At 72.7% G+C, this 12,550-nt stretch carries 9 protein-coding genes; 7 read left to right on the plus strand and 2 right to left on the minus strand.

Annotation, left to right across the window (positions count from 1 at the left end; translation table 11 throughout):
- The first annotated feature begins 13 nt into the window (after positions 1–13).
- Positions 14–3,100, plus strand: a complete 3,087-nt coding sequence (locus BAY60_RS26370) for a glycosyl hydrolase 115 family protein (RefSeq protein ID WP_112283931.1) — start codon at positions 14–16, stop codon at positions 3,098–3,100.
- A gap of 39 nt (positions 3,101–3,139) precedes the next feature.
- On the opposite strand, the gene BAY60_RS26375 is transcribed toward BAY60_RS26370, so the two are convergent.
- Entirely contained in the window at positions 3,140–3,820 is a 681-nt protein-coding gene (locus BAY60_RS26375; RefSeq protein ID WP_112283933.1) for an acetate uptake transporter family protein, read from the minus strand.
- A gap of 152 nt (positions 3,821–3,972) precedes the next feature.
- Between BAY60_RS26375 and BAY60_RS26380 the strand changes: the two genes are divergently transcribed.
- The 6 genes from BAY60_RS26380 to BAY60_RS26405 all read left to right on the plus strand — a co-directional run bounded on the left by BAY60_RS26380 (position 3,973) and on the right by BAY60_RS26405 (position 11,755).
- Entirely contained in the window at positions 3,973–5,304 is a 1,332-nt protein-coding gene (locus tag BAY60_RS26380; RefSeq protein ID WP_112283935.1) for a purine-cytosine permease family protein, read from the plus strand.
- Positions 5,305–5,317: 13 nt separating this feature from the next.
- Complete coding sequence (locus BAY60_RS26385) at positions 5,318–6,868, plus strand: hydantoinase/oxoprolinase N-terminal domain-containing protein (RefSeq protein ID WP_112283937.1); 1,551 nt, start codon at positions 5,318–5,320, stop codon at positions 6,866–6,868.
- A 4-nt stretch (positions 6,869–6,872) separates the two neighbouring features.
- Positions 6,873–7,943, plus strand: a complete 1,071-nt coding sequence (locus BAY60_RS26390) for an S-methyl thiohydantoin desulfurase family protein (protein WP_112283939.1) — start codon at positions 6,873–6,875, stop codon at positions 7,941–7,943.
- Entirely contained in the window at positions 7,940–9,040 is a 1,101-nt protein-coding gene (locus BAY60_RS26395) for an S-methyl thiohydantoin desulfurase family protein (protein ID WP_112283940.1), read from the plus strand. The genes BAY60_RS26390 and BAY60_RS26395 overlap by 4 nt, the downstream gene beginning before the upstream one ends.
- 121 nt (positions 9,041–9,161) lie before the next feature.
- A complete protein-coding gene (locus BAY60_RS26400) occupies positions 9,162–10,229 on the plus strand; it encodes an S-methyl thiohydantoin desulfurase family protein (protein ID WP_112283942.1) in 1,068 nt (355 codons plus the stop codon).
- Positions 10,226–11,755, plus strand: a complete 1,530-nt coding sequence (locus BAY60_RS26405; protein ID WP_245992821.1) for a helix-turn-helix domain-containing protein — start codon at positions 10,226–10,228, stop codon at positions 11,753–11,755. The genes BAY60_RS26400 and BAY60_RS26405 overlap by 4 nt, the downstream gene beginning before the upstream one ends.
- An 11-nt stretch (positions 11,756–11,766) precedes the next feature.
- Here the strand turns inward: BAY60_RS26405 and BAY60_RS26410 are convergent, their stop codons facing one another.
- Positions 11,767–12,543 (minus strand): DeoR/GlpR family DNA-binding transcription regulator, encoded by a 777-nt coding sequence (locus BAY60_RS26410; protein ID WP_112283943.1) that lies wholly within the window; start codon positions 12,541–12,543, stop codon positions 11,767–11,769.
- Positions 12,544–12,550: the final 7 nt, after the last annotated feature.

Raw genomic sequence — 12,550 nt, forward strand, 5'->3', positions numbered from 1 at the left:
GGAGACTTCGACGATGAAGAGCTCACCCCTGCGGCTCCTCCTGGCGCTGCTGATCCTCGCCGGCGCGGTCACCGCCCTTCCCGCCGCCGCGACCGAGACCGCGAGCGCGAGCCGCTCACCGGGGCCGGGCGGTTACGTCACCACCGACCCCGGACCCGGCCGGTTCCCGCTCGTGGCCGGCGGCGAGGCAGCGCCGATCGTGGTCAGCGACCACGACTACCCCGGGGTCGTGCGGGTCGCGGGCGACCTCGCCGAGGACGTCGAGCGCGTCACGGGGGTGCGGCCCGCCGTCGCGACCGGCACCGTGCCCGAGGACTCCCACCCGGTGCTGGTCGGCACCCTCGGCCACAGCCCGCTCATCGACCGGCTCGTCCGTGACGGCAAGCTCGACGTGCGCGGTGTCGCGGGCAGGTGGGAGACGTCGCTGCAGCAGGTCGTGCACCACCCCCTGCCCGGCATCGACCGCGCGCTCGTCATCGCGGGCAGCGACCAGCGGGGCACGATCTTCGGCGCCTACGACGTGTCCAGGAACATCGGCGTGTCGCCGTGGTACTGGTGGGACGACGTGCCGCCCAGGCAACACGACGAGCTGTACGTGCTTCCGGGCAGGCACAGCCAGGGCACGCCCGCCGTGAAGTACCGCGGTTTCTTCATCAACGACGAGAACCCGCAGCTGGGCACCTGGGCGCCCCGGTACTTCGGGCCCGGCAAGGCGCCCGGCCACCCGAACGGCTTCAACAGCGACTTCTACGCCAAGGTCTTCGAGACCATGCTGCGGCTGAAGGCCAACTACCTGTGGCCCGCGGTGTGGGGCAGGGCCTTCGCCGAGGACGACCCGGAGAACCACAAGACGGCCAAGGAGTACGGCATCGTCATGGGCACCTCGCACGAGGCGCCGATGATGCGCGGCATCGAGGAGTGGAACCGGCACGCGGGAGAGGGCACCGACCCCTACGGCGGCAACGGCGAGTGGAGCTTCCGGCGCAACGCCGAGGCCATCAAGAAGTACTGGGCCGATGGCATCCGCCGCATGATGGGCGAGGACTTCGAGGGCGTGGTGACGCTGGGCATGCGCGGCAACGGCGACGTCAGCCTTCCCGACGGCGACGGCATCGAGCTGATGCAGGAGATCATCGCCACCCAGCGCAGGATCCTCGCCGAGGTGTCCAAGCAGGACATCACGAAGATCCCGCAGGTGCAGACGCTGTACAAGGAGGTGCAGCGGTACTGGGACAAGGGCCTGCGCCCTCCCGACGACGTCACCGTGGTGTTCTGTGACGACAACTGGGGCAACATGCGCAAGCTGCCCGGCAAGGACCTGCCCGAGCGCAGCGGCGGATACGGGCTGTACTACCACTACGACTACGTCGGCGGCGGGCGCAACTACAAGTGGGTGGACACGAACCTGCTGCCGAACATCGCCGACCAGCTCAACCAGGCCTACAGCTACGGTGTGGACCGGCTGTGGGTGGTCAATGTGGGCGACATGAAGAACGAGGAGCTGCCCCTGCAGTTCTTCCTCGACTACGCGTGGAACCCCGACCGCTGGCCGTTCGAGCGGCTGGACGAGTGGGAACGGCAGTACGCCGCGCAGAACTTCGGCCCCGAGCTGTCCCGACCCATCGCCGAGGTGCTGCACGAGTACGCGACCCTGCAGTCGCGGCGCAAGCCGGAGCTGCTGAACCGGCGCATCAGCTTCGACCGGGAGACAAAGCAGGTCACCTACGACGACAAGGCCAGCCCGTTCAGCCTCACCGACTACCGCGAGATCGAGCGGGTGACCGAGGAGTGGACTCGGCTTGCCGCCAGGGCCGAGCGGATCGGGCGCCTGCTGCCGCCGCGGTACGCGGATGCCTACTACCAGCTGGTGCTGTACCAGGTGAAGGCGACGGCGAACCTCTACGAGCTGCGGCTCGCGGAGTTCACCAACCTGCTCTACGCCGAGCAGGGCCGCGCGGCGACCAACGACCTCGCCGACGAGACGGCGGCCCGGTTCGCCGAGGACCAGGCCATGTCGGACTACTACAACACCGAACTGGCGGGCGGGAAGTGGAACGGTTTTCAGACGCAGCCGAAGATCGGCTACGGCGACGTGGAGCGCTACGGGCCGGACGCGCCGTGGCAGCAGCCGCAGACCCCGGACCACGTCGCGTTGCCGGACAAGGTGTTCCCCGAGGTCAAGCGTATCGATCTGCCGGAGCGCGCCGAGCTGGGCGTGGCGATCGACGGCTCGGCGCAGTGGTGGCCGCGGGCGAGCGGGCGGGCGGTGCTGCCCGAGTTCAGCCCGTACCAGAGCCAGCCCCGGCAGTACGTCGAGGTGTTCAACCGGGGCTCGGTGCCGTTCGGCTACCGCATCGAGGCCGGCGCGCCGTGGGTGCATCTCGGCAAGGCGCGCGGGACCGTGGACAAGCAGGTGCGGGCGGAGGTCCGCATCGACTGGGCGCGGGCACCGCAGGGCAGGACCACCGTGCCCCTCACGATCACCGGGGCCGGGCGCAGCGTGCGGGTCGACGCGGTGGTGCACAAGCCGGCGACGCCCCCGCACCGGCTACGGGGATTCGTGGAGGCGAACGGTTACGTGTCCATGGAGGCCGCGCACCACACGCGTGCGGTGGACGGCCAGGGCGTGTGGTGGAAACGCATCCCGGACATCGGCCGCACCGGTGACGGCATGGAGCCCTTCCCCGTCACGGCCGACAGCAGGACCCCCAAGCCGGGCAGCCCGCACCTGGAGTACACGATGACGACGTTCAGCAGCGGGCCGGTGGACATCTGGGCGCACCTCTCGCCGCGCAACCCGGTGCTGTCTCCGGAGGGCCTGCGCTACGCGATCTCGGTGGACGACCAGCCGCCGCGGATCGTCAACATCACGGCCCAGACCGGCGCCGACGACACGGCGATGAACAAGCAGTGGGAGCGCAACACCTCCGACAACGTCAACCGCACGGTCACGACGCACGTGCTCGACCGGCCGGGCGTGCACACGGTGAAGATCTGGATGGTCGACCCGACGGTGGTGGTGCAGAAGCTGGTGGTGGACACGGGTGGCCTGAAGCCGAGCTATCTCGGTCCGCCGGAGAGCACCCGCGTCGGCAGGTAGCCGCGGCCGCCGGCGTCGCCGGGTGCCGGGGTGCGCTGCTCAGAGCTGGCGGCGCACCCCTGCCTCGCGGGTGACCGTCGACGCCTGGTCGGTGAGGTCGGTCTCCAGCGCCCGGCGGGCCTCACCGAGCCGGGGAAACGGCAGCACGGTGCGGTGGGCGGTGTCCTCCAGCACCAGCGCCAGCCCGCCGTAGACGCCGAGCAGCAGGATCACCGCACCCACCGAGGCCGACGCCAGTTCCACCGCGTGGCTGCCGGTGAAGTCGAACACGGCGTTGAGCGTGTAGCGGGCCGCGCCGAGCGTCACCACGGTCCCGACGACGGGCTTGCCCTGCAGCCCCGGCGCGGCGAGCAGTGCCAGCACGAGGGCGATCACCGCGCTGAGCCCGCCTGCCAGCGGGTTCGTCGCGCCCTGGTCCGCGAGCACGGTCACCAGCGCCGTCGCGGGCCAGGAGAACGCGATCACGCCCAGCGCGGTCGCGGCCACCGGCTCCCTGCCGAGGAAGGCGAAGACGCTCGCCAGCAGCTGCATCGGGAAGATGAACACGGCCAGCAGCAGCATGGTGTTGTGCTCCTGACCTGTCCCGAAGAACCCGAACTGCTCCATGCTGAGCAGCCCGGAACCCATCGCGAAGGCGAGGAAGCCCAGCGGCAGCGGGCTCGCGATCGGCCGCAGGGTGATCCGGGTGGCCTCGTCGATGCGCTTGGTGTCGGCATCCATGATCTCTCGCGGCTACCCGTGTGACGCCCACGTGAACCGTCGTGCGATTCGCACAGTCGTCACCCAGCAGGTGTGCATTTCGCACACTGACGGCCCGGCGAGCACACCTTACGGTTACCGCTCAACACTCCCCCGTCGCAAAGGAGGTCGGCATGGCCTCGTCCGTCGGTGTTGACGACTACGCCCTGACCAGGGTCCCCGCCAGCGCACGCTACTCGTGGTGGTCGGTCGCCGTGCAGCGCTTCGGCCAGGTCTCGGCGCTGAGCCAGTTCCTGCTCGGCGCGACGCTCGGCTTCGGCATGAGCTTCTGGAGCGCCTTCCTCGCCCTCACCCTCGGCGCGGTGATCCTGGAGGTCGTCGCCATCTTCGTCGGCGTCATCGGGGTCCGCGAGGGCCTTTCGACGTCGATGCTCGCCCGCTGGACCGGCTTCGGCCGGGCCGGGTCGGCCCTCATCGGCCTGGTCATCGGCATCAGCCTCATCGGCTGGTTCGGCATCCAGTCGGCCGTGTCCGCCCAGGGCCTCGTCGCGCTCGTCGGCGGGCTGCCCGAGTGGGCGTGGGCACTGGTGTTCGGCCTGATCGTCACCGCCATCGTGCTGCGCGGCTTCCACTCGATGGCCTGGACGGCCTACGTCACCGTGCCCGCGTTCCTGATCCTCGTCGGCTGGTCGATCACCTCCGAGCTCGCGCGCCACGACGTCGGCGAACTGGTGTCCTCCGCCCCGGCCGGGCCGCAGCTGACCCTGTTGCAGGGCACCACGCTGGTGGCGGGCGGGTTCATCGTCGGCGCGGTGATCACCCCGGACATGACCCGGTTCAACCGCTCGGTCGGCGACGTGGTGAAGCAGACGCTGGTCGGCATCACCGTCGGTGAGTACGTCATCGGCCTGGCCGGGGTGCTGCTCGCCCACGCCGTGCGCACCGCCGACATCACCGCGATCGTCACCTCGTCGGTCGGCTGGGTCGGCATCCTCGTCATCATCGCGGGCACGGTGAAGATCAACGACTGGAACCTGTACTCCTCGGGGCTGGGCGTGGTGAACTTCGCGGGCACCGTGTTCGGCAAGCGCCTGCACCGGGGCGTCGTCACCGGTGTCATCGGCGTTCTCGGCAGCGTGCTCGCCGCCGCGGGCATCCTCGACGCGTTCACCGAGTTCCTCATCGTTCTCGGTGTGGCGTTCCCGCCGATCGCGGGGATCATGGTGGCCGAGTACTTCATCGTGCGCCGCTGGCGCGGCGAGCTGGAGGCGGCCAAGGCCGCGGGCGCCGTCCCGGCCAGCGCGCCCAACTGGGTGCCCGCGACCCTGCTCATCTGGCTCGTCGCCGCGCTCGTCGGCCGCTACGTCGAGGCGGGGCTGCCCAGCATCAACTCGCTGGTGGTCGCGTTCGTGCTCTACGTCGTGGCGGGCAAGCTCGGCCTCGTCCGCGGGGTCGGCTCCGGCCGCACCGAGCAGGCACAGCAGTCCGCACCCGTCACCCGGTAAGGAGAACCCAGTAGTGCGTATCGGCATCGACGTCGGCGGCACCAACACCGACGCGGTCCTGCTCGACGGCCGTCAGGTGCTCGCCGCGGTCAAGACGAGCACCACGCAGGACGTCACGTCCGGCATCGTGGCCGCCATCGACGGCCTGCAGGCGCAGCGGGCGTTCGACCCGGCGCAGGTACGGGCGGTGATGATCGGGACCACCCACTTCATCAACGCCCTCGTCGAGGCGCGCAGGCTCGCGCCCACCGCCGCGGTGCGGCTGAGCCTGCCCGCGGGCGCGTCGCTGCCGCCGATGGTCGACTGGCCTGCCCGGCTGGTGGACGCCATCTCGGGGCGCTCCTACCTGTGCCACGGCGGCCACGAGTTCGACGGCAGGCACATCGCCGAGCTGGACGAGGCGGAGCTGCGCAAGGCCGCCGACGAGATGGGCCGCGCCGGGGTGCGCAGCGTCGCGATCAGCTCGGTGTTCTCGCCGGTCAACGCCGAGTTCGAGACGCGGGCCGCGGAGGTGATCGCCGCCGAGCTGCCGGAGGTGGCCATCTCCCTTTCGCACGAGATCGGCCGGATCGGCCTGCTGGAGCGGGAGAACGCGACGATCATCAACGCGGCGCTGCGTGAGCTGGCCGCGCACATCGTGGACGGGCTCGCGACATCGGTGAGCGGTGCGGGCATCACCGCGCCGCTGTACCTCAGCCAGAACGACGGCACGCTCATGGACGTCGACTTCGCGCGCCGCTACCCGGTGGCCACGTTCGCGTCCGGGCCGACCAACTCCATGCGTGGCGCCGCCGTCCTGTCCGGTGTGGACACCTGCGCCGTGGTCGACGTCGGCGGCACGACCAGTGACGTCGGCGTTCTGGGCAACGGTTTCCCGCGCGAGGCCACCACCGACGTGAGCGTTGCCGGCATCCGCACCAACTTCCGGATGCCGGACGTGCTCTCCATCGGCATCGGGGGCGGCAGCCGGGTACGCGGTGGCACGGGTGACGTCACGGTGGGCCCCGACTCGGTCGGCTACGAGCTCACGGCGAAGGCGCTGGTGTTCGGCGGCGACACCCTGACGGCCACCGACATCGCGGTGGCCGCGGGCCGCGCCGAGATCGGCGATCCCTCCCGGGTCGCCCACCTGGACCGGGAGCTCGTCCGCGCGGCGCTGGACCGCATCGCGGCCGACGCCGCGGAGTCCGTCGACCGCATGCGCACGTCGGCGGAGCCGCTGCCGGTGGTGGCCGTCGGCGGCGGCTCCATCCTGCTGCCGGACACACTGGCCGGTGTCGGCGGGGTGCACCGGCCCGAGCACTACGCGGTGGCCAACGCGATCGGCGCGGCCATCGCACAGATCGGCGGCGAGGTCGACCGGGTGTACGCGATCGAGCCCGGCCGCCGCGACGCCGTCGTGGACGAGGCCAAGCAGGAGGCGCTGGACCGCGCCATCGCGGCAGGGGCGAGCCCGTCCAGTGTGGACATCGTGGACTTCGACGAGGTGCCGATTCCTTACCTGCCGGGCAACGCGACCCGGATCAGGGCCAAGGCCGTCGGCGACCTGCAGCTGGGGGACTGAGCACATGCGCGAGATCACGCTGGACGACCTGGGCGACATCGCCTCCGGTGCCGCGGTCCTCGGCACCGGAGGCGGTGGCGATCCCTACATCGGCAGGCTGCTGGCCACCTCGGCGCTGCGCACGCACGGCCCCGTGCCGCTCGTCTCGCTGGACGAGGTGGACGGTGACGCGGTGGTGCTGCCCGTGGCCATGATGGGCGCGCCCACGGTGATGGTCGAGAAGCTGCCGTCGGCCGAGCAGGTGGGGCTGGCCGCCACCACGCTCGCCACCTACCTCGGCCGCGAGCTGACGCACATCGCCTGCGCCGAGGCCGGCGGCGTCAACTCGCTGATCCCGGTGGCGGCCGCCGCGCAGCTGGGACTGCCGCTCGTGGACGCCGACGGCATGGGAAGGGCGTTCCCGGAGATCCAGATGGTGCTGCCGACGCTCTACGGCGTGCGCGCCACGCCCATGTCGATCGCCGACGAGAAGGGCAACCGCGGCGTGCTGGACACCGTGGACAACCACTGGGCGGAGCGGCTGGCCCGCAGCGCGACCATCGACATGGGCTGCTCGGCGATGATCAGCACCTACGCGATGTCCGGGCGGCAGGCGCGCGATGCGCTGGTGCCGGGAACGCTGACCCTGTGCGCGGAGCTGGGCGCGCTGGCGCGCACGGCTCGCGCCGGGCACGCCGACCCGGTGGCCGCCGTGGTGGACCGGCTGGCCGGGCAGCGGCTGTTCACCGGCAAGGTCGTGGACGTCGCGCGGCGCACCGTCACCGGGTTCGCGCGCGGCGAGGCCCGGCTGGCCGGAACGGACGGTGACGCGGGCTCCGAGCTGGTGCTGCGCTTCCAGAACGAGCACCTGGTCGCGGAGCGCGACGGCGCGGCCGTCGCGTCGGTGCCCGACCTCATCTGCACGCTGGATCGCGAGTCCGGCGAGGCGGTGACCACCGAGGGGCTGCGGTTCGGGCAGCGGCTCACGGTGATCGCCGCGCCCGCCGACCCGCGCTGGCACTCGCCCGGCGGGGTGGAGCTGGCGGGCCCGCGCTACTTCGGCTACGACCTCGATCCGGTGGTGCTGGCGCGGTGAGCTGGCTGCTGACGGAGAAGCACCTGACCGATCTCGCCAGGGGTGCCGCCGTGCTCGGCACCGGCGGCGGGGGCGACCCGTACGTGGGCAGGCTGCTGGTGCGCGAGGCCATCCGCGAGTACGGCCCGGTGACGGTGCTCGACCCGGAGGAGGTCGCCGACGACGCCCTGGTGATCCCCACGGCACAGATGGGCGCGCCGACGGTGGTGTTCGAGAAGCTGCCGCGCGGCACGGAGGCGGTCGCGGCGCTGCACGCGCTGGAGACGCACCTGGGCCGCAAGGCGACGGCCACCATGCCCATCGAGTGCGGCGGCATCAACTCGATGATCCCGCTGCTGGTGGCGGCGCGCACCGGGCTGCCGGTGGTGGACGCCGACGGGATGGGCAGGGCGTTTCCGGAACTGCAGATGGAGACCTTCGGCGTCTACGGCGTTCCCGGCTCGCCGATGGCGGTCGCCGGGGAACGCGGCGAGACCACCGTGATCGACACCGGGCCGGACAACCGCAGGATGGAGTGGCTTGCGCGCGGCGTCACCATCCGGCTGGGCGGGGTCGCGCACATCGCCGAGTACGCGATGCGGGGCGCCGACGTCAAGCGCACCGCCGTGCCGCGGACGCTGACGCTGGCGCTGACGGTGGGCCGCGCGATCCGTGAGGCCAGGCAGCGCAACACCGACCCGGTGCCGCACCTGGCGGAGGTGCTGTCGGCGACGCTGTACGGGCATCTGCGCGTGCTGTTCCGCGGCAAGCTGACCGATGTCCAGCGCCGTACCGAGGCCGGCTTCGCGCGAGGCAGGGCCGCGGCGCGCTCGTTCGACGGTGACCATGTGCTCGAGCTGGAGTTCCAGAACGAGAACCTGGTGGCGCTGGTGGACGGTGAGCCGCGCTGTGTGGTGCCGGACCTGGTGTGCGTGCTCGACGCGGAGAAGGCGGAACCGATCACCACCGAGGGGCTGCGCTACGGCCAGCGGGTGACGGTCGTGGGCATCTCCACACCGGAGCTGATGCGCACGCCCGAGGCGCTGGCGGTGTTCGGGCCCGGCGCGTTCGGGCTGCCGTACGCCTTCCGTCCCGTCGAGGATCTGGTCACCGCGTAGACGAGCCGAAGGGCACCGTGGGCACGCATCGTGTACCCACGGTGCCCTTCGGCTCGCCGCCGGGCGACCTGCGGGTGCCAACCTGTGACCTGACCCCGCTGAAGCCGTGCACACTGTCCGCATGCGCATCGATCCCGCCGACGTGCCCGCACTGGAACGCGGCGTCGCCCTGCTCGGCTCCGGTGGCGGCGGCGAGACGGTCACCGGGGCCATGCTGCTGCGCGCCCGGCTGGCGGCGGGCGGCGAGGTCACGCTGACCCCGGCCGGGGACCTGCCTGCCGGGGCGCGGGTGGTGCCGGTGGGCCTGGTCGGCGCCACCGCCGTGTTCGACGAGAAGCTGGCCGGTGGCGGCGAGTTCCGCGCCGCGGTGGCCGCCATCGAGCGGTGGACGGGCGAGCGGGCGGACGCGCTGATGTCCATCGAGGTCGGTGGGCTGAACGGGCTGCTGCCGCTGGTCGCGGCGGCCGAACTCGGTCTGTCGTATGTGGACGCCGACCTTTCCGGGCGCGGCCTGCCACGGCTCGACCAGCTGTCGCTGGCCGCCGTGGGGCGGGGGCTCACGCCCGCCGCGCTGGCCGAGTCGAGCGGGCAGGTGCTGGTGCTCACCACGGGCACGGCGGCCGACGTGGAACGCACGGCACGGGCGTTCATCACCAGTGGCGGCGGCTGGGCCGTGCTCGCGCTGGCACCCATCCCGGCCGGTGAGCTGGCCGGCTGTGCGATGCCCGCCACGACGAGCGCCGCGCTCGCGCTCGGCTCGCGTGCGCTGGCGGTCGGGGACAGCCCGGACCGCGAGCGGCTCGCACGGGCGACGGGCGGGGAGGTGCTCGCGCTGGGCCGGGTGATCGAGGTGTCCCGCTGGCAGGGGCCCGCCCGGCACGGCAGGGCCGGGTTCGGGCGCGGCAGCGTCGCCGTCTCCGACCACGCCACGAAGTCGTTGCTGCGCCTGGAGATGGAGAACGAGTACCTGCTGGCACTGCGCGACGGCCGGCCCGTGGCGTCCACTCCGGACGTTCTCGCGGTGCTCGACCGGCGCACCGGCGCGCCGATCCTGTGCGACGCCGTGCGGCACGGGGTGGAGGTGGCGGTGCTCCGGCTGGCCGCCGCCCCGTTCTGGACCCACCCCGCGCGGCTGCCGGTGCTGGCGCCGAGGGCGTTCGGCATCGACTGCGACCCGGTGCTGTCATGACGGCGGTGACGCTGCGCGCGCTGCTGGCACTGCCGGAGTGGGCGCAGAGCGTGCGGGTGCTGGCCGGAACGGCCGGGCTCGGCCGGGAGGTGCGCGACGTGCGCCCCTCGCCCGGCCCGGCACCCGATCATCCCGTCACGCAGGGCGAACTGGTGGTGGTCGCGGGCCCGATGCGGCCGGGAGACTGGCGGATCGACGCGCTGCTGCGCCGCGTCGCCGACGGCGGTGGCGCCGGGGTGCTGCTGCCGGTGGACGACCTGCTGGAGGGCACGCGCAGGCTCGGTGACCGGCTCGGTGTTCCGGTGCTGGTCACGGCCGAGGCGCCACTGGAGAGGCTGGTGGCGGCGCGGCTGGCGCTCGCGGAGCCGGAACTGGACCGGGCCGAGCTGCTGCTCGCCACGCACGAGGCGCTGACCGACCGGCTGCGCCCGCCCGAGGAGATCGTGGCCGTGTTGAGCGGGCTGCTGCGGGCGCCGGTGGCGCTACTGGACGACCAGGGCGGCGTGCTGGCGGGTGAGTCCGGGGCTGCCGGGCTCCTGCGACCGGGCGAGCCCGTGCCGCAGCGGATCGAGCTGTCCGACGGTGTGCTGCTCGCGCATCCGGCGCTGCTGCCCTCGGCCTCCCGTCCCGCGCTGTGGCTGGCGGTCCGGCTGCACGGCACGGCCGCCGCCCGCGCCGGCGTGGTGCCGCCCGCGCTGGCCGTGGCGGCGGGCGCCGTGCAGCGCTGGCTGCTGGCCCACCGCCTGGAGCTGGAGCGGGACGCCCGCTCCCGGTCGGCGTTGCTGGGCGACCTGCTGCGGCTGGACGCCGAACCGGACGCCGACCTGCGCAGGCGGGCCGCCGACGCGGGCTGGCGGCTCGGCGGCTGGCACGTCGGCATCCGGATCGGCACCCCGGCGTCGGTGGACAACGTGGCGCGCGGCGCCGACGTGGCGCGGGCGCTGCGGGGCGAGGGGATCGACGCCGTGGTCGTGGAGCACGGTGACGGCTGGACGGCGTGGACGACGTTCGCCCAGGAGCCGGTGGCCGGTCAGGTGCGGGACCTGGCGGCGCGGCTGCGGGCGGCGCACCGGGAGCTGGGCCGCAGCGTGGGCGCGCACATGGGCGTCGGAAGGCCGCACCCACGGCCCGAGGGGCTGGCCGCGACCATCGCCGAGGCGGGCGACGCCGCCCGGCTGGCGGCGACCCGCCCGGAGACCGGTCACTTCCTGCACGTCGATCAGCTGGGCATGGCGCAGTTGCTGCTGGAGTGGACCCGCACGGACACCTTCGAGCCCGCCGCGCGGGCGTTGCTGGCGCCGCTGCGCGAGCTGCCCGGCGATCTGGTGCGCACGCTGGCCGCCTACCTCGACGCCGAGTCGTCGCTGGCCGAGACGGCCGCCGTGCTCGGCGTGCACCGCAACACCGTGGCCGCCAGGGTGCAGCGCATCGAGCGCGTGCTGGGTGTCGACCTCCGGCGACGTGACGAACGCCTGGCCCTGCATCTGGCCTGCCGGACGGTGATCCTCGCCGACGAACACGGCTGACGCCCGGCGGGTCAGGCGTGCACGGGCAGCAGCGTGCAGCCGGGCACCGACTCGAACGGCCGCAGCGCCTCCGGGTCGGTGTCGTCGACGACGACCGTGTGCTCGGCGTCCATCGGCGCCCAGTAGGAGAACGGCTCGCTGCCCAGCTTGGAATGGTCCACGAGCACGAACGCCTCGCGTCCCGCGTGCAGCATGGTGTGCTTGAGCTGGGACTGCTCCAGCGTCGGGCAGCACAGGCCGCGCTCGGCGGTGAGCCCGTCGGCGCCGAGGAACACCCTGTCCGGCGTGATGTGGCGCAGTTGCTGCTCCACCGTCGCACCGAGAATGGCCTCGTTGGGATGGCGCAGCCGCCCGCCGAGCACCACGACCTCGATGTCCGGGCTGTCGGCCAGCGCCAGCAGCACGGTGACGCCGTTGGTCACCACCGTCAGGCCCGAGCGGCCCGCAAGATGGTGCGCGAGCCGTCCGGTGGTGGTGCCCGCGTCGAGCAGCACCACGTCACCGTCGCGCACCAGCTCGGCCGCCGCCCTGGCCACGGCGTTCTTCTCCTCGGCGTGGCTGGCGTCCTTCTCCCGCAGCGTCCGCTCCACGCTGTGCCCGGTGTCCAGCGCCCCGCCGTAGGTCCGCACGACGTGCCCCTCGCGCGCCAGCTCGGTGAGGTCGCGCCGGATGGTCGACGGCGACACGCCGAACTGCTCGGCGAGCTGCTGGATGCTGCGGTCACCGCCGCGGACGGCGGCCAGCAGCATCGACCGGCGCTGCGTCGTGGACTCGCGGGGAACGGTCACCAGCGCA

This window comes from Prauserella muralis (assembly GCF_003202285.1).
Lineage (GTDB): Bacteria > Actinomycetota > Actinomycetes > Mycobacteriales > Pseudonocardiaceae > Prauserella_B > Prauserella_B muralis.

What these genes read in the sequence shown, in the direction of transcription:
- BAY60_RS26370 (WP_112283931.1), top strand. Translation starts at nt 14, where the DNA reads ATGAAGAGCTCACCCCTGCGGCTCCTCCTGGCGCTGCTGATCCTCGCC.
- BAY60_RS26375 (WP_112283933.1), bottom strand. Translation starts at nt 3,820, where the DNA reads ATGGATGCCGACACCAAGCGCATCGACGAGGCCACCCGGATCACCCTG.
- BAY60_RS26380 (WP_112283935.1), top strand. Translation starts at nt 3,973, where the DNA reads ATGGCCTCGTCCGTCGGTGTTGACGACTACGCCCTGACCAGGGTCCCC.
- BAY60_RS26390 (WP_112283939.1), top strand. Translation starts at nt 6,873, where the DNA reads ATGCGCGAGATCACGCTGGACGACCTGGGCGACATCGCCTCCGGTGCC.
- BAY60_RS26400 (WP_112283942.1), top strand. Translation starts at nt 9,162, where the DNA reads ATGCGCATCGATCCCGCCGACGTGCCCGCACTGGAACGCGGCGTCGCC.
- BAY60_RS26405 (WP_245992821.1), top strand. Translation starts at nt 10,226, where the DNA reads ATGACGGCGGTGACGCTGCGCGCGCTGCTGGCACTGCCGGAGTGGGCG.